This window comes from Actinomyces sp. 594, assembly GCF_019325145.1.
Classification (GTDB): Bacteria; Actinomycetota; Actinomycetes; order Actinomycetales; family Actinomycetaceae; genus Actinomyces.
On sequence record NZ_PIZC01000058.1, the window covers coordinates 16,090 to 32,814 of the forward strand.

The 16,725-nt window shown below is 67.5% G+C and carries 14 protein-coding genes; 3 read left to right on the top strand and 11 right to left on the bottom strand.

From position 1 onward, the window contains the following. Window positions 1-347: 347 nt before the first annotated feature. A complete protein-coding gene (locus GZ998_RS09995) occupies window positions 348-2,705 on the top strand; it encodes a glycogen/starch/alpha-glucan phosphorylase (RefSeq protein WP_162679451.1) in 2,358 nt (785 codons plus the stop codon). Window positions 2,706-2,888: 183 nt separating this feature from the next. Here GZ998_RS09995 and GZ998_RS10000 read toward each other — a convergent pair whose 3' ends face one another. From GZ998_RS10000 to GZ998_RS10010, 3 genes are all read right to left on the bottom strand, one after another. Continuing rightward, window positions 2,889-3,824: a tetratricopeptide repeat protein gene (locus GZ998_RS10000; protein WP_162679450.1), complete on the bottom strand. Its 936-nt coding sequence runs from the start codon at window positions 3,822-3,824 to the stop codon at window positions 2,889-2,891. 110 nt (window positions 3,825-3,934) lie between these two features. Continuing rightward, window positions 3,935-4,966, bottom strand: a complete 1,032-nt coding sequence (locus GZ998_RS10005) for a hypothetical protein (protein ID WP_161923862.1) — start codon at window positions 4,964-4,966, stop codon at window positions 3,935-3,937. Continuing rightward, the gene (locus GZ998_RS10010; protein ID WP_219109751.1) at window positions 4,963-6,369 is read right to left on the bottom strand and encodes a hypothetical protein; all 1,407 of its coding nucleotides are present in this window, start codon (window positions 6,367-6,369) and stop codon (window positions 4,963-4,965) included. The genes GZ998_RS10005 and GZ998_RS10010 overlap by 4 nt, the downstream gene beginning before the upstream one ends. A gap of 405 nt (window positions 6,370-6,774) precedes the next feature. Between GZ998_RS10010 and GZ998_RS10015 the strand changes: the two genes are divergently transcribed. Continuing rightward, complete coding sequence (locus GZ998_RS10015) at window positions 6,775-8,214, top strand: hypothetical protein (RefSeq protein ID WP_219109752.1); 1,440 nt, start codon at window positions 6,775-6,777, stop codon at window positions 8,212-8,214. Between the two features lie 51 nt (window positions 8,215-8,265). On the opposite strand, the gene GZ998_RS10020 is transcribed toward GZ998_RS10015, so the two are convergent. Beyond that, complete coding sequence (locus GZ998_RS10020) at window positions 8,266-8,724, bottom strand: GntR family transcriptional regulator (protein WP_374939201.1); 459 nt, start codon at window positions 8,722-8,724, stop codon at window positions 8,266-8,268. Between the two features lie 24 nt (window positions 8,725-8,748). Here GZ998_RS10020 and GZ998_RS10025 point away from each other — a divergent pair, with 24 nt between their 5' ends. Continuing rightward, window positions 8,749-9,276 (top strand): hypothetical protein, encoded by a 528-nt coding sequence (locus GZ998_RS10025; RefSeq protein WP_219109753.1) that lies wholly within the window; start codon window positions 8,749-8,751, stop codon window positions 9,274-9,276. A gap of 38 nt (window positions 9,277-9,314) precedes the next feature. Here the strand turns inward: GZ998_RS10025 and GZ998_RS13190 are convergent, their stop codons facing one another. The 7 genes from GZ998_RS13190 to GZ998_RS10055 all read right to left on the bottom strand — a co-directional run bounded on the left by GZ998_RS13190 (window position 9,315) and on the right by GZ998_RS10055 (window position 16,660). After that, a complete protein-coding gene (locus GZ998_RS13190) occupies window positions 9,315-9,551 on the bottom strand; it encodes a hypothetical protein (RefSeq protein ID WP_161925296.1) in 237 nt (78 codons plus the stop codon). Window positions 9,552-9,737: 186 nt separating this feature from the next. Further along, window positions 9,738-10,613 carry a carbohydrate ABC transporter permease gene (locus GZ998_RS10030; protein ID WP_219109754.1) on the bottom strand — a complete coding sequence of 292 codons (876 nt, stop codon included), beginning with the start codon at window positions 10,611-10,613 and terminating at the stop codon, window positions 9,738-9,740. A 1-nt stretch (window position 10,614) separates the two neighbouring features. Continuing rightward, the gene (locus tag GZ998_RS10035) at window positions 10,615-11,547 is read right to left on the bottom strand and encodes a carbohydrate ABC transporter permease (RefSeq protein WP_162679444.1); all 933 of its coding nucleotides are present in this window, start codon (window positions 11,545-11,547) and stop codon (window positions 10,615-10,617) included. Window positions 11,548-11,745: 198 nt separating this feature from the next. Further along, window positions 11,746-13,089 (bottom strand): ABC transporter substrate-binding protein, encoded by a 1,344-nt coding sequence (locus GZ998_RS10040; protein ID WP_219109755.1) that lies wholly within the window; start codon window positions 13,087-13,089, stop codon window positions 11,746-11,748. A 221-nt stretch (window positions 13,090-13,310) separates the two neighbouring features. Then, entirely contained in the window at window positions 13,311-14,297 is a 987-nt protein-coding gene (locus GZ998_RS10045; RefSeq protein ID WP_219109756.1) for a malate dehydrogenase, read from the bottom strand. 344 nt (window positions 14,298-14,641) lie between these two features. After that, window positions 14,642-15,976 (bottom strand): dicarboxylate/amino acid:cation symporter, encoded by a 1,335-nt coding sequence (locus GZ998_RS10050; RefSeq protein WP_162679472.1) that lies wholly within the window; start codon window positions 15,974-15,976, stop codon window positions 14,642-14,644. Window positions 15,977-16,285: 309 nt separating this feature from the next. Further along, window positions 16,286-16,660: a hypothetical protein gene (locus tag GZ998_RS10055; RefSeq protein ID WP_306823055.1), complete on the bottom strand. Its 375-nt coding sequence runs from the start codon at window positions 16,658-16,660 to the stop codon at window positions 16,286-16,288. Between the last annotated feature and the right edge of the window lie 65 nt (window positions 16,661-16,725).

Genomic DNA, 16,725 nt, shown 5'->3' on the forward strand with positions numbered 1-16,725 from the left:
GTCCCAGGTCCTCGGGCAGCTCCAGTCCCGAGACGAGCAATCGCGCCTGGAGGACATCGCATTCGGTCATCCGGCCGGATGGCCCGGCGCGTCTCACACTCCAGCAAGGCATGGACCTTAGGCCCTGTTTCATGCGGATCAAGGGCCTTTTCGACTACGTCGCCGTTAAGTCCCACACCGTTGTGAGCAAGAAAGCTGGCGCGTGACCTTGTAGAGACGGGTATGGTCCCGGTGCATGCATGCGTGCGGTCCCCGCCCCAATAGCGAACCAACGCAATGTACACTCTTTCAGCCGTTGCAGGTGCTTCTTGCAACGGCGGTCTCCGTAGTCTGACAAGGGAAGAAGAATGACGCAGAACCTGGTCCAGACCGTGCCCTCCCAGGTCAGGTCCGCCTCCGGTCGCCCCGCCGGCGCCTCCACGCAGATGGAGGTGTGGCAGGGACTTTCCGCCGCCGTCGTCGACGCCATCGCAGACGACTGGTACGCCACCGAGCAGAAGTACCGCGCTGGCCGGATGGAGCACTACTTCTCCGCCGAGTTCCTTGAGGGACGCGCCCTGCTGAACAACCTGACCAACCTCGGGCTGGTTGAGGAGGCCACCCAGGCCGTCAACGCCTTCGGCCAGAACCTGACCGACATCCTCGAGCAGGAACCCGACGCCGCTCTGGGCAACGGTGGGCTCGGCCGCCTGGCCGCGTGTTTCCTGGATTCCTGCGCCACCCTGGACCTGCCGGTGGCCGGCTACGGCATCCTGTACCGCTACGGGCTGTTCAAGCAGCTGTTCGAAGACGGCTTCCAGACCGAGCACCCCGATCCGTGGATGGAGGAGGGCTACCCCTTCGTGGTGCGCCGCGAGGAGGCGCAGCGAATCGTCCGCTACAACGACCTGACCGTGCGCGCTGTCCCCTACGACATGCCGATCACCGGCTACGGCACCAAGAACGTGGTCACGCTGCGGCTGTGGCGGGCTGAGCCCATGGAGGAGTTCGACTACGACGCCTTCAACTCCCAGCGCTTCACCGACGCCATCGTTGAGCGCGAGCGCACCGCCGACATCTCCCGCGTGCTCTACCCCAATGACACCACCTACGAGGGCAAGGTGCTGCGGGTGCGCCAGCAGTACTTCTTCTGCTCCGCCTCCCTGCAGGAGATCGTCGACAACTACGTCACCCACCATGGTGAGGACCTGAGCGGCTTCGCGGACTTCAACTCCGTCCAGCTCAACGACACCCACCCGGTGCTGGCTATTCCCGAGCTCATGCGCCTGCTCATGGACGAGCACCACTTGGGCTGGGACCAGGCCTGGAAGATCGTCACCAAGACCTTCGCCTACACCAACCACACGGTGCTGGCCGAGGCCCTGGAGACCTGGGAGATGTCCATCTTCGACCGCCTGTTCCCCCGCATCGCCGAGATTGTCCGCGAGATCGACCGCCGCTTCCGCCAGGACATGGCCGAGCGCGGTCTGGACCAGATGCGGATCGACTACATGGCTCCGCTGTCCGGCGACAAGGTGCGCATGGCGTGGATCGCCTGCTACGCCTCCTACTCCATCAACGGCGTGGCCGCGCTGCACACCGAGATCATCAAGCGCGACACTCTCAAGGAGTGGCACGACATCTGGCCCGAGCGCTTCAACAACAAGACTAACGGCGTGACCCCGCGCCGTTGGCTGCGCCAGTGCAACCCCCGGCTGTCCGCGCTGCTGGATGAGGCGACCGGTTCGGATGCCTGGGTCAAGGACCTGTCCCTGCTCGGTGCGCACACCGACGCCGTCGACGACGCGCTGCTGGACCGGCTCGCCGAGATCAAGCACGCCAACAAGGTGGACTTCGCCGCCTGGGTGGCCGAGCGCGAGGGGATCGAGATCGACCCGGACGCGATCTTTGACGTGCAGATCAAGCGCCTGCACGAGTACAAGCGCCAGCTCCTGAACGCCATCTACATCCTGGACCTGTACTTCCGTATGAAGGAGGACCCGTCGCTGCAGGTGCCGCCGCGCGTGTTCATCTTCGGCGCCAAGGCGGCTCCGGGATACATCCGCGCCAAGGCCATCATCAAGCTGATCAACGCGATCGCGGACCTGGTCAACAACGACCCGGTGGTCTCCCAGACCCTGAAGGTGGTCTTCATCCACAACTACAACGTCTCCCCCGCTGAGCACATCATCCCGGCCGCGGATGTCTCCGAGCAGATCTCCATGGCCGGCAAGGAGGCCTCCGGGACCTCCAACATGAAGTTCATGATGAACGGAGCCCTGACCCTGGGTACGCTCGACGGCGCCAACGTGGAGATCCTCGACGCCGTTGGGGATGACAACGCATACATCTTCGGAGCTACCGAGGACGAGCTGCCCGCCCTGCGCGCCTCCTACAACCCGCACGCTACCTACGAGTCCGTCCCCGGGCTCAAGCGGGTGCTGGACGCCTTCACCGACGGCACGCTGGATGACAACGGCTCCGGCTGGTTCGCGGACCTGCGCCGCAGCCTGCTGGAGGGTGCCGACGCGGACGTCTACTACGTGCTGGGCGACTTCGCCGCCTACCGCGAGGCCAAGGACGCCATGGCCGCCGACTACGCCGATCAGCGTGCCTGGCAGCGCAAGGCCTGGGTGAACATCACCCGCTCCGGCCGCTTCTCCTCCGACCGCACCATCAGCGACTACGCCGAGGTGTGGGGTATCGAGCCGCAGCCGATCGCCTGACGGCCACCGACTCGGACTCCGGACTAGCGTGACGGCGCCCGCCCCCTGCTATGGGGCGGGCGCCGTCGTCTGTCTGCGCGTTGCCTGCGTCACGATCCGCGCCCACGGCACCTGACCGATGCGGGCACCACTTACGCAGTCAGTCAGCCGCATGACATCATGAGCGTGCGGGTCGCGGCGACCTCAGTACAGGATGGTGGCGAGCTGGCGGCGGGCCCGGGCGACCTCGGGGGCGGTGGTCCCGATGACCTCGAACAGCTCCAGCAGGCGCACTCGGGCCTGCTCACGGTCCTCGCCGCTGTGACTGCGCACGGCTTCCAGCGCCCGCCCCAGGCAGGCGTTGACATCTCCCAGAGCGAGAGCGGCATCCGCGCCGGCGAGCTGGGCGTCCAGGCCCGCGCCGGGGGCATCTGCCGCCGCCAGCAGCTCGGCTGGGTCCTGGCCGTCCATACGGGCGAGCATGCGGACCTGGTTACGAGCCGCCTTCAGCTCGTCGTCGGCGGGCGCATTGGCGATTGCGTGATCGTAGACCGCCTCTGCCGCAGCCCAGTCGCCGCGCTCGATGGCCTCGCGGGCCTCTCGCTCCACCTCCGTCTCCTCCGGCTCGGTGGGCACGGCGGCCTGCGCCGAGGCATCGACGGCGACCTGGCCATCGACGCCGTTGCGTGCGGCCACCTCCAGCAGCTGGTCGAGTACGGCGCGCAACTGCTCCTCGGGGACACTGCCCTGGAACATTGGCACCGGCTGGCCGGCGATCAGCGCTATTACCGTGGGCACGGCCGTGGCCTGCAGCGCCTGCGCCACTTCAGGCGCGGCGTCCACGTCCACGCGGGCCAGTTGGAAACGGCCCGCATACTCTCCGGCCAGTCGCTCCAGCAGCGCCGCCAGGTCGGTTGAGGCCTGTGAACGGGGCGTGTGCAGCACTACGACTACCGGGACACGCGCTGAGCCCTCGACGATGTCACGCAGATTGGATGCGTCCACGTCCACGACCAGGTCTCCCGCGCCGCCTGAGTCGAGGACGGCACCGCCCTGTGCGCCACTGACCGGCGCCGTAGTCGGTGAGGCCCCTTGCTTGGGGGCCAGGGCGGACAGGTCGACGGCACCGAACATGCTCATGGTGTGCCTTTCTCGGGCAGGGCCCGCAGTCTGTCAGTACAGCTTGTTCCGTTACGCCTGGGAGCGTAGTCCCACCCGAAGTGCGGATCGGTGCCCGTTCGCCCCGGGCGTCAGTCGGTGGCTTCGGCGTCCTCTGCGGGCGCCTGGGAGTCGTCGCGCGAGACCGAGGCGAGTACCAGGTCCATTCCCAGGGCGGAGGCATTGGCCTCGGCATCGGCGGCGGGGATGAGGAAGGCGATCATGACGTCGTAATTCGCTGTGGCGGCACCAACGACCTCCCGGTCCTCGCCCATCAGCGCCCCCACGTTGCCGTCAAGCGCGAGGTTCGCCCCAGCGACGGTCTTCTTGTACTCCGTTGCGAAGCTCAGGGTAGTCATGGTGATGACGCCGCCATCGGCCGTGCGCAGGCTCTTGAACCCGTCGGTGCCCACCTTGGCGCTGACACTGACCTCGCCTACCTCTGAGAGGTCGGCACTGCGTTCCGCGGCGATGCGCTGGCGCAGGATGTCGTCGGCGAACAGCTTGCCATTGTCGCCGTCAGGGTTGTTGAGAGCATCTACGTAGGCGTCCAGAACCTCCTGCGGGCTGGCCTTCAGGCCGGTGGAATCGTCTGCCGCAACCTGCTCGGTGCCTACGGCCGGGGCGTAGGTGGAGGGGATCTCGACGCCCGCAAAGAGCTGGGTCCAGCCCCACAGCTGATAGTTCTCCCTGGCTGAGTCCTGCGTGAGGGCAAGGAGGTAACCCTGCTCATCCTCGGCGAAATCGGTGATGGTCAGCACCGTGCGGGGGAAATCGGTGGCCAGCGCCACCGTCCCCGCCTGGCTGTCGGTGGTGAAGGTGTGTACCACTGAGTCGTCCGAGGCGGCCGCTGCGAGCTTGTACTCCTCGCCGCGGATGCGGGCCGCGGGACCGGTTAGGTATCCCTTCAGGGCCTCCGCATTCTTGTCCGCGTCCGCTGCGTCCATCCCTGTCTGAATGCGCTTGAGGATGGTGGTCAGCCGCTCGGAGTCGAGCACCGGCTGCGGCGTCGGACTGAAGGCGTCGGCAGCGTTCTTAGGCACGTCCTGCGAGCACGCGGCAAGTGCAACGGCTGTCACTGCGGTTGTCGCAGAGGTAATGAAGGCGCGGCGGCTGGTGATCATGCGTGGTGCTCCTCGTCGGACTGTTCATTGCGGGGATCGGCAGTACCGTCTTCACCGTCGTCGGCGCGGTCGTCTTCGGCGGGGTCCTCGCCGCCTGCCTCGGCACCGGAGGGGGCTTGCGCGGACTGGCTGTCCGCATCCGCCTGCTCAGCCTCCGCGGTGTTCTCGTACTCGGCCAGTGCGTCCGGCTCCAGCACGTCGAGCTCGGCCGTTTGGGCAGCGTCGGGGCCGTCTGCGGCGACGTCTCCGGCCGACTGCGCAGGGGCGTCCGCGTCGGTCGTCCCCTCCGCCGTAGCCAGTGCCAGCGGAACGTCGTCGGCGAGCTCACGGCCGGCTCTGTAAGCGGCGGTGGCCTCGGCATCGAGCCCCGGGACGACGGCGCTGCCACGGGCCGCACCGGAGGCCCCGACGGCGTCGATCCCCGCCGCGAGGTCCTCCGGCTCGGGGGCGGGTGCCTGAGGAACGGAAGGCGCTTCCACCCCGCCGAGGTAAACGGCCCCGGTGCGCGGGTCTACCCACTCCTCACCGGCTTGCTCGGCACGTTCCTTGTCTCGCTGCTCGCGGCGGGTCAGTGGTCGGTCCGGATCACCGATCTGCGGGATGCCCACAGTAGCCACCGAATCCGCCTGCGCCATGCGTGCGGCTCGCTGTGCGGCACGGGCGCGTCGCTGCTCGTCCGCGTGCCGCATCTGGATGTCGATCAGGAACAGGAAGACGCCCACCAGCAGCAGCATGCCGCCCAGCACCAGGCCGGGGATGAGCCAGGGAGTGGACACGTGCCGCGGCCAGGACAGCGACAGCTGAGGGGCGTTGGAGGCGCCGTCGGTGGCTACCAGCACCACCAGATCGGATCCGGAGGTGTCCAGCTCGAGCGTGGCCGAGCCGGTGCCCGTCTTGGAGGTGATCCACAGGTCCGAGTCAGCGGGATCGGCATCGCTGTTCTCCAGGTCGGTGCATCCCTCGGATCCCTCCGTCGCCCCGGACTCCGCGGCGGTAGCCGCGGCGGTCGCGTCCTCGGCGGACGCGGAGGCCGCGGATGTGGGGACCGCCGCGTCTTCGGGACAGCGTGTAGTTACCGCCTCGGAGGCGAGCGTGTTCCAGTCCAGCAGGCCGGTCACGGAGATGAAGGGGTCCGCGGCAAGCCAGGCGTCGACATCCTGCGCATGCCCGACCGCGATGAAGACCTGCTGATCGGCTGATGCGGCGGTGGCGGTGACCTTCACGTCGGACTCGACGAGGCTCAGTACGCCCGGCTCGGTGACGACGTAGTGCTGGTCGGGGTTCTGGGCGAGGCTCGCCTGTGCAGTCGAGCTGGGGCGCCACACGGTGGCGGAGCAGACTGCCAGGGCAATGGCGACCAGGCCGAGAACGGCAATGATCACGCTCAGGATCCGTCGATTCACGACGCGCTTCTCCTCGGACTCGTGGACATGGACCCGCCTAGCCGACGGGCAGGCGTGCACGACTCGCATCGACGCCGCGGTAACGGCGAAGGACGCGGCCGTGCGCCAGAATCCCATGAGCGCCGCCGGCTCGCACCGCTACCGGCGAAGATCACAGGCTGCTGCGCCATAAGCTGAAGCCTAGGTCAAAGTCCGGCTCCGCGCTGATCACAGGGCCGGGACGCGCCGAGTCGTCGCGGTCATCGCGGCACCGCCGAGCCTACTGACAAGTCGAATCCGTGGATTTACGGCGGTGGCCGCGAGGCTCCCCGGACAACCGCAGTATTTACCGATTCCGCGCGGATTGTGCAGGGGCTACGCTGTGTTGGTGGGGCCGTCCCAACCCGGCCCAGGAGGAGAGTTGACGTGGCCGAGGACACCGAAGAGTTCGCCATCACCATGCGTGGATACGATCGTGCGCAGGTCGACCAGCGGCTGGAGGCACTCAATCGCCAGCTGCGGGATGCCCGCCGCGAGGTCGCCAGCCTCGACCAGCGGGCGATGACCCTGGCCGGTGAGCTCGCGGAGGCCCAGCGGCGCTTGCGTGAGTCCGACAAACCGACCTATGCGGGGCTGGGGTCACGTATCGAGCAATTGCTGCGCAGCGCCGAGGAGCAGAGTGCCTCCGTCCTGTCCAAGGCGAACGCGGAGGCGAATGCGCTGCTGACCCGCACGCGCGCCAATGCGGCGAACCTGTCCGAGCGCAGCTCTTCCGAAGCGGCCTCTCTCCTGTCCGACGCCCGTCGCGACGCCGCTGAGCTGCGCGCCCGCAGCAAGAGCGAGGCGGACACCACGCTGGCTAACGCCCAGGCCCGGGCGGACGAGCTTGTCGGCACGGCTGAGCGCCGGGCAGCCCAGATTTCCGCTGACGCCGAGTCCGCCGCCACCGAGCTCCGTGCCACTGCGGAGCGTGAGGCCCAGGTCGTACGTGCCCAGGCGCAGAAGGCTGCGGCGCAGCTGGCCGTGACCTCCGAGCGTGAGGCCACCGAGCGGCGTGATTCCGCGACGCAGGAGGCCGAGGAGCTGCGGCGCTCCACTTCCGAGCAGACGGAGTCGGCACTTAACGCAGCAAGGGAGGAGGCCCGGCTCACCGTTGAGAAGGCCCGCGCCGAGGCGGAGGAGCTGCTGAGCTCGGCACGCCGCGAGTCCGATGAGCTGCGCCGTTCGGCCCAGGCTGATGCAGAGGCCGCTCGCGCGCAGGCCGCAGAGCTGCGTCAGCAGGCCACTTTGGAAGTTGCGGCCGCGCACGAGGCCGCCGCCCAGGAGGATGCGGCCGCGCACGAGGCCACGCGCAGCCGTATCGCACAGATGCATGAGCAGGCACAGGCGCAGGCGGCCGATGCCGAGGCTCGACTGGAAGAAGCACTCAAGCGGGCCGAGGCCGTGCGCGCCGAGACCGATGAGTCCGCCCAGGCTCGCCTTGAGGAGTCGACCCGGCAGGCGGAGGAGATTGTGCAGCAGGCCCGCGAGCAGGCCAAGCAGCTGATCGAGGACGCCCGGGCCGACGCCGACGCCGAGAAGTCCGCGGCAGCGCGGGATGTGGAGGAGCTGGAGCGCCAGCGGGACTCCGTTGCCGGCTACCTGGAGGAGATGCGAGGCGTCCTCGGCAACGCGGTGCCTCCGGTTCCGGTCTTCTCGGATGTGATCACCGAGGCGCTGGGAGCCGAGGCCGACGGCGCTCCGGCGCAAGAATCCGATGCAGAGGCCGCAGCCGACGTCGAGGCGGACGAGGCTGAGGATACTGCGGATCTGCAGGCTGAGGGTGATCCGGGCGAGCACCCGCGGTCCACGGCCCGCACCCGGTGAATGCGCGGGGCGGCTCTGCAGCGTAAGCCACCGGGCCGGGCGGGCCGCCGGTCAGGGCCAGGCGCGGCGCACCTGTTCCAGCGCGTCCTCCAGCGGCACTCCCAAGGAGCGCATGGTGGTAACGAAGCGCATGACTTCGCGATCCCCGGCAGCCCCCGACGGGTCGCGCACGAAGGTACCGCGGCGCCCGCGGCCCTCTATATAGCCCTGCGCCTCGAGCTCACGGTATGCCTTCGCCACCGTGTTTATGGCGATGCTCAGCTGGGCCGCGAGAGCACGTGTAGGGGGCAGGCGACTGCCTGCAGGTAGTCGACCGTCCGCGATATCAGCCTTCACCGCCGCACATATCTGCGAGAACACCGGCTCGGTGGAGGTCGGATCAAGGTTGATGTGAAGCCGCGCGGTGCGCCCGTCCCGGGGCTGCGCTGCAAAAGACTCTGGAGGGCGCTGCTGAGGTGGGCTTGGTGACTGCATAGCTCTAGTGTGCGACAAGCGCGCCACAGACACCATGGCACATCGTCGTAGTCTGGTGCTATGGACAGCAAGGACGCCGATCCCTCCCCCGCTCGAGCCGACTCCGCCGACGCCCCGCAAGCACAGCGGTCACCTGCCACCCCGCGTGATTCCGAGCCCGGAGACTGGGCGCAACGCCGTCGGGAGGCCGCGGCCGAGCGCGCCCGGATGCTCGCGGCGAGGCAGAATGCCGAGCATCAGCGAGCCGCACGGATCGTCTCCCTGTTCCTCGCCGTCGCCAAGGCCGAGGGCCTGGCAGCGCAGCCGCTGCGGGTCAAGGGATACGGGGGCGGATCGGCGCGCACCTCGCTGACCGGCTGGTACCTGCGTCAGGATCAGTCGGTGGGTATCGATACCTCTGGGCGCTTCTACATCCTGACCCGGGCACTGGGACTGCGCGATCATCTGTTCGGCGTAGACCCAGCGGAGGAACCGGTCCCCATGACCATTGGTGAGGGCGGTCGCGACGGCGATATCGTGCCGTTGCGCACCGCTCTGGATCGGCTATTACCAGGCTGGGAGAAGCGCTCTCCCGAACCACTGGCCTAACCGGTTCGTGCGGCTGCTCCGGGATTGGAAAGCTCTTCTCACCACAGGCGCCGCTCCCAGCACGAGGTATGCCAGTGACGCCGCTCCTCCAAGCCGCGCTCCGGGCCAAACAACGATTCGTTGCTCCATGCCACTACATGCGGGGTGCCGGCTGGGATCGTCCGGTTGCAGCCGGGGCAGAGATAATCCTTGTTCCCGCCACGAACGCGCCGCACCGTGAACTCCGCTCCTCCGGGGCCGACCTGGGTACGCGGCACGGAGGCCAGGCGGTCCATGTCCAGGGGCCTGTGGCCCGCCGCGTAGGGACGCTTGGAGCTGCGGGAGCCTCGATGTGCCATGTGGATGACTGTAGCGCGCTCGCCAATTCGACCGACCTCGGCACGTAACGTCTACCGACCTCGGCGAGGGTGCGGGGTGGGGCGGGGCAAGCCGGGGTGGGGCGGGCCGGGGCGCTTAACGTGTCACCCCTTCACGGAGCCGGCCATCAGGCCGCCAACGAAGTACTTGCCCAGGAAGATGTACACCAGCAGCGTCGGGACGGAGGCGATCAGCGCGCCGGACATCGAGGCGCCGTAGTCGGCCATGATCGAACCGTGCGCCAAGTTGTTCAGTGCCAGCGTCACCGGACCCGACTGTGCCCCGCCGCCGAAGAACAGGGCGAACAGGAAGTCGTTCCAGGCGCTGGTGAACTGCCAAATGATGACCACCACGAAGCTGGGGATCGAGATGGGCAGCACCACGGAGAAGTAGGTGCGCAGCATCCCGGCGCCGTCGACCTCGGCGGCCTCGATCAGCTCGTCGGGAATCGACTCGTAGTAGTTGCGGAAGATCAGCGTGCAGATCGGAATGCCGTAGACCACGTGCATGAGGATCAGCGTCGGGATGCCGAATCCCAGCCCAACCCCGGTGACCATGCGCATCAGCGGAATCATTACCGCCTGGTAGGGGATGAACATGCCGAACAGGATCAGGGTGAACACCACGTTCGCCCCGGGGAAGCGCCACTTGGACAGCACGAAGCCGTTGGCGGATCCCAGCATCGCAGAGATGAGGGAGGAAGGGATAACCAGCATCAGGGAGCGGACCAGGCCGCCCTTGAGCTCGTTCCACGCATTGGTCCAGTTGGTGGTGTCCCAGCTGTCCGGCAGGTACCAGGTGGTAGCCGGAGAGGCCTCCGCCCCGTTCTTGAAGGAGGTGACGAACAGGACGTAGACGGGGATGAGCACAAAGACGAGCGAGGCCAGCAGCAGGACGTAACGGAGCACCTGTCCCCAGGCGACACCCCTGGTCCGGGTAACGGTCCGCTTGGCGGTCAGAGCGGCGGCGTCGACGGCCATGTCAGGACCTGCCCTTCGCGTCGTGGATGAGGTACGGGATGACGGCGATGGCGACGATGACGAGGAGGATCGTGCCGACTGCCGCGGCGTTGGAGTAGTCGTTGTCGGTCATGAAGTTGAACATGTCAATGGCGGGCACCTTCGTGGAGTAGGTGCGCTGGTCCGTGATGGACATGATCAGGTCGAATGACTTCAGCGACATGTGTCCGATGATGATGACGGCGCTCAGGGCGATAGGTGTCAGCTGGGGAAAGATGATCGACTTGTACAGCTGCCACTCGTTGGCGCCGTCCACGCGCGCCGCCTCGCGCAGGTCCTCGTTGATTCCCCGGAAGCCTGCGAGGAACAGGGCCATCACATAACCGGCCAGCTGCCAGACCGCGGGGATGGCGATGGCGAGAATGCCGAAGGTAGTGTGCTGCGTCCAGCTGTTCTCCAAGAACCGCAGGCCCGTCATTTCGAACAGGCGGTTGAGGCCGGAGGCCTGTGCCCCCTGGGCGGAATTCAGCAGCCACCGCCACACCACGCCGGAGGCCACGAAGGACACGGCCATGGGGAACAGGAACACCGCCCGGAACAGCCCCTCACCCTTGATCGGCTTGTCCAGCAGCCACGCCCACAGGAAGCCGAGGACCAGGGTTCCGGCCAGGAAGGCCACGGTGAACAGAATCAGGTTGAGGAAGGAGTGCTGGAAGTTCGGATTCTTGAACAGGTTGACGAAGTTCTCCAGGCCGACGACGTGCGAGGACCGCCTGCCCGACACCTGCGCCGCAGTGTGAGTGTCCAGCAGGGAGGTGTTGATGTTCACGCCGATCATGCCGTACACGAATATGCCAACGAGGACCAGGGACGGCGAGATCAGCAGCAGCCCCGGCCCCCACTTCCGCCAGTTCGCCTTCCTCCGCCGGGGACGCGACGTCGTTCTAGTGCTCACGATGCTCCTTGAAGTTTGTCGGCTGGCGTCGCCTCGGCCGGGGCGGCAGCACTCGTCTCCCCGCACCCGCGCTGCGTGGGGTGAGACAATATCCAGTGGCGTTCGCCACCGGCATTTGGCAGTGCATTTGCCAGTGCGATTGACAGTGGCGCTGTGCTCGGGGCGGGGCAAGTAGTCGCGCCGCCCCGAGCACGCGGGTCAGGCCACCGAGGCGTATGCCGCGGCAAGCTCGGACTGCAGGGTGGCGACGTCTGAGGCGCCCTGGGCGAACTTGGTCAGGGCATCATTCATCGCGTCCGACGCCTTGGTCGGCAGGGCGGCGCCGTGGGCGATGGAGGAGACGATCGTGTCCTGGCTGAAGGAGTCCATCGCGGAGCGCTGGTACTCGGAGAACTGCGCCTTCTCTTCCTCGGTCAGGTCTGAGCGGGAGGGGATGGAGCCCTTAACGGTGTTAAAGGCGATCTGCCCCTCCTTGGTGGAGATGCACTGCAGCCAGTTCTTGCCGCCACCCGGGTGCGGGCCGCCATCGGTGAGGGCGAAGGCATCGGCGAGGAAGTCGAACACGCCGTCGGTGCCGGGCACCGGGAAGTAGGTGTAGTCGGTACCCGCGGTCAGGCCCGCGGTGTCGAAGCCGGCCACCGCCCAGTCGCCCATGACGTTGAAGGCGGCCTGGTTCTCGAAGATCGGCCGCATGGCCGGCTCCCAGTCCTCGGTGTACAGGGACTTATCGGTGAAGCCCACGATGGTCTCGTAGTGCTTGAGCGCGGCCGCCACCTCATCGCCCGCCCAGTCGGTACTCCCGTCGAACAGCCCTGAGTAGGAGTCGGCACCGAGGTCGGCGATGAGCACGGACTCCAGCAGTCCGAGCTGGGTCCAGGCCATGCCCATGGTGATGGGGGTGTAACCGGCCGCCTTAACCCTCTCCATGTCCGCGATCCAACCTTCGATGTCCGTTGCCGGGCTGTCCGAGTCCAGTCCCGAGGCCTTCAGCACCTCGATGGAGGCCCACACCACGTTATTGCGGTGCACGTTTGAGGGGATGGAGTAGATGGCGCCCTCGGAGTCCCTCAGCCGGTCTATGAGGGTCTCGGGGAAGGCGTCGTTGAGACCGAACTCGTCGTACAGGGAGGAGATGTCCAGCAGGTAGCCGGCCTCGATGTCCGCCTGGATCTCGGCGCCGGCGTGGGCCTGGTAGGTGTCGGGCGGGTTGCCGGCGGCCAAGTCCGCGGCGAGCTTCTGCTTGGCCTGGGAACCACCACCGCCGGACACGGCCTTGTTCTCAAACTTGGTTTGCGGGAACTGTTCCTCGAACACCTTCACGAGGGCGGCCAGTCCCTCCTTCTCGGATCCTGCCGACCACCAGGTGACTACGTCGACCTGGCTGTCATCACCCTCACCGACGACCACCGAGTCGGAGCGGGATCCGGATCCGGCACCGGACTCCTCGGTGCCGGTGGTACCACAGGCGGCAAGCGTGGCCAGGACGGCGGTGGTGGACAGGCCCACCAGAGCCTGCCGCCGGGACAGAACGGGATTACGCATGGTGTTCTCCTCGAAACGACGCTGTTTCTATGGGAGGGTCGGGGCGGAGTCACCGCCTGGCTGACCACGTCGTCAGCCCAGACCCGGGCGCATTAAGCATAAGGAGTATAAAACGAATAGCTCGCTCACGAAGCCTTTGGTTGCTTGCATCCCGGTAACCCGAACGGCATGGGCCCCGCCTCCAGTGTGGAGGCGGGGCCCATCACTACGGTTGGCAGATCTCAGATCAGGCCCATGCCGGCGACGGCGTTCTTCTCCTCGACGAGCTCCGCGGCGGAGGCGTCGATCTTGGCGCGGGAGAAGTCGTCGATCTCCAGGCCCTGGACGATCTTCCACTCACCGTTCTCGGCGGTGCAGGGGAAGGAGGAGATGACACCCTCGGGTACGCCGTAGGAGCCGTCGGACATGACCGCGGCGGAGGTCCATGCGGAGGTGGTGCCCAGGCACCAGTCACGGACGTGGTCGATGGCGGCGGAGGCCGCTGAGGCGGCGGAGGAGGCGCCGCGGGCCTCGATGATGGCGGCACCGCGCTTGGCGACGGTGGGGATGAAGTCGTCCTCGACCCAGGCGCGGTCGGCCAGGATGTCGGTGACCGGCTCGCCCTTGATCGTGGCGTGGGTCAGGTCGGGGTACTGGGTGGTGGAGTGGTTGCCCCAGATGGTGACCTTGTCGATGTCGGAGACGTGGCAGCCGGCCTTGGCGGCCAGCTGGGCCAGGGCCCGGTTGTGGTCCAGGCGGGTCATGGCGGTGAAGCGGGAGGCCGGGATGTCGCCGGCGTGGGAGGCTGCGATGAGCGCATTGGTGTTGGCGGGGTTGCCAACCACGAGGACCTTGATGTCGTCGGCGGCGCCGGCGCCCAGCGCCTCCCCCTGGGGACCGAAGATGCCGCCGTTGGCGGACAGCAGGTCGGAGCGCTCCATGCCGGCCTTGCGGGGCATGGAGCCGACCAGGAAGGCAATGTTGGCGCCCTCGAAGGCCTGCTTGGGGTCGTCGAAGATATCAACGGAGCCGAGGGTGGAGAAGGCCGAGTCGAACAGCTCCATGGCAGTGCCCTCGGCGGCCTTGACGGCCTGCGGGATCTCGAGCAGGCGCAGGTTGACGCGCTGGTCGGGGCCGAGCAGGGCACCGGAGGCGATACGGAAAAGCAGCGCGTAGCCGATGTTGCCGGCAGCGCCGGTGACAGTGATGTTGACGGGGGCGTTGGCCATGAAGGACTCCTTCGAGACAAGAGACAGTCAGTTGGGGCCCCTGAGGGCCGGTACACCAAGCCTATGCCGTGACCAGGTCGAGCGGCTGGGACGATAGCCGGAGCGGCCCGGGCGTGTGAGGAGATCTGGGCTACACCGCGGGATTAGCACGATGGCGCGGCCCTCAGCGCCTTGCGCCTGGTTCTGCACATCTAGGCGCTCACGGACCCGGCTGCTCGCCCCCGCCCGCAGCCCCACGGCTTGGCACGAGGCTGCGGGCACCGACATCATCAGAGGGCGCGGTGTGCGGGCAGGCTACTGTCTTCGCGGCACAGCCCACCTGCTCGGCAGGGCATGGCCGCACGTCAGCGGCTGACGGCGTTGGGGCCCGCGGCGGCGGCGGAGGCCTCCAGCTCCTCGGCGCTGACCACGCCCTCCACGCTGACCCGGTCCAGGTACTTCATGCCGTCGAAGGCCAGCTCGCGGGTGTTCTCCGGCTCCCCCTCGGGCCCTATGCGGCCGTGGGCAAGCCGGTCCACAACGATGGCGATAGCGCCGTCACCGGTGACATTGGTGGCGGTGCCGAAGGCGTCCAGGGCAATGTAGGTGGCGATCATGAGCGCCACCTGGGCGTCGTCGAAGCCGAGCATGCTGGACAGCAGGCCGGTAGCAGCCATGATGGCTCCGCCGGGAACTCCTGGAGCGGCGACCATCGTGATGCCGAGCATGAAGATGAAGCCGATCCACTGCGCGGCGGAAACCGTGATGCCCTGGGTCAGGGCAATAGCGAATGCGAAGGCAAAGATCTTTGAGGTGGAGCCGGCCAGGTGGATGGTGGCGCACAGCGGCACGGTGAAGGAGGCGACGGCGTCGGCCACGCCGTTCTTGCGGGCCTGCCGCAGGGTCACCGGGATGGTGGCCGCCGAGGAGGAGGTACCCAGGGCGGTGAGGTAGGCAGGCAGCATGGTCACCAGCGCCCTCACGGGGTTCTTGCGGCCGACGGCCCCCGCAACCAGGTACTGGACACCCAGGATGAGCACCTCCAGGACCAGCACGACCACGACGACCCGCAGCAGGGTGCGCATAATCGCCCAGGCCTCACCGGTGTAGGTGAGGTTCAGGAAGATGCCGAAGATATGCAGTGGCAGCAGCGGAATGATGATCCGCTCGATCAGGGAGGTGATGATGGCACGGAACTCGATGAATCCCTTGCGCATGACCCCGCGCGGCACCATCGACAGCCCGATGCCGAGCACGAAGCTGAGCAGTAGGGCCGTCATCACTCCCACCGGGGCGGGCATCTCCACGCTGAAGTAGGTGTCCAGGGCACTGCCGGGCTCCTCCACGTCCGCCAGAGTCGTACCACCCAGGACGCGGGGAAGTGTGGCCGCGCACACCAGGTAGGTGACGAAGCCCGCGAACAGCGTAGAGCTGTAGGCGATGGCGGCGGTAATGGCGAGCCAGCGGCCGGCGCCACGTCCGAGGTCCGCGATGGCGGGCGTGACCAGGCCGATGATGATCAGCGGGATTGAGAAGGACAGGAACTGGCTGAACAGGTTGGAGAAGGTGGAGAAGATTCGACCAACCGGAACCGGTACCAGGTGACTGCCACCGATCTGGATGGAGCCGAGTAGCAGGGCCAGGATGATAGCGGCGAGTACCCACACGAGGATGCCGCCTCGGGCCAGGAACCTGCGCACTGGCCCCGGGGCAGGCTGCCCGGAGGTACCGTCGGGACGCGGGAATGGGTTGCTCATGTACTGCCTTTCGGCTGGATTCGGGCGGTCCGGGACCGCATACTGGGCGGCAGGATGCCACACTCACCGCCACCTGCGCCCCGTCGGACCGTACAGTGGGCCTCCATCTGGGCCTCCACCTGGCCATCCGCCTGGGACCCGGCGCAGCACCGACCAAGCCACCGGCCCCGGGCCTGCCACTGCGCTGTACGCGCGTGGGCAGCACGGTGAACGCGCGGGAGGGCAGCGCCGAACGGGCCAGTGCACCCGCGGTCAGTGCACCCGCGGCAGGCCTGCGTAATAGGACAGGGCGAACAGGCCAACCGCGAGCAGCAGCCCGAACACGACGTCAAATCCCCGGCTGCGCGCCGCGATCCAGGTTCCGTCGGGTCGCTGCACCCGGATCACCGCCAGGGCCAGCACCTCCAGCGCCAACCAGATCACCGCCAGACGCCGGTAGCCGAGTAAGGAGAGCACCGGAACGGCCGCTAGCCAGGCCGCCACGGCGACCACCGCGAGCGTGCGGTAGGGCTGCTGCCGCTCGGGGCAGCTGTCCGCTTTGGATCCCCCGTCGTGGCCCACGCCCGAGGCACCCGCCCGTTCGCCTTCCGACGGCGATCCGCCGTCTGCACCGTTCTGGTCGGTCACGGCAGCTACCTTAGTCCCTCAACGGTCGCCCGCGCCGTAGGCGACCGGGGCATTGGGCCCCACCG

Coding starts and splice junctions, on each gene's coding strand:
- GZ998_RS13190 (WP_161925296.1), bottom strand. CDS start 9,551: ATGGACCGCCTGGCCTCCGTGCCGCGTACCCAGGTCGGCCCCGGAGGA.
- GZ998_RS10000 (WP_162679450.1), bottom strand. CDS start 3,824: ATGAGCATGTTCGGTGCCGTCGACCTGTCCGCCCTGGCCCCCAAGCAA.
- GZ998_RS10045 (WP_219109756.1), bottom strand. CDS start 14,297: ATGGCCAACGCCCCCGTCAACATCACTGTCACCGGCGCTGCCGGCAAC.
- GZ998_RS10030 (WP_219109754.1), bottom strand. CDS start 10,613: ATGGCCGTCGACGCCGCCGCTCTGACCGCCAAGCGGACCGTTACCCGG.
- GZ998_RS10040 (WP_219109755.1), bottom strand. CDS start 13,089: ATGCGTAATCCCGTTCTGTCCCGGCGGCAGGCTCTGGTGGGCCTGTCC.
- GZ998_RS10005 (WP_161923862.1), bottom strand. CDS start 4,966: ATGATCACCAGCCGCCGCGCCTTCATTACCTCTGCGACAACCGCAGTG.
- GZ998_RS09995 (WP_162679451.1), top strand. CDS start 348: ATGACGCAGAACCTGGTCCAGACCGTGCCCTCCCAGGTCAGGTCCGCC.
- GZ998_RS10020 (WP_374939201.1), bottom strand. CDS start 8,724: ATGGTGTCTGTGGCGCGCTTGTCGCACACTAGAGCTATGCAGTCACCA.
- GZ998_RS10025 (WP_219109753.1), top strand. CDS start 8,749: ATGGACAGCAAGGACGCCGATCCCTCCCCCGCTCGAGCCGACTCCGCC.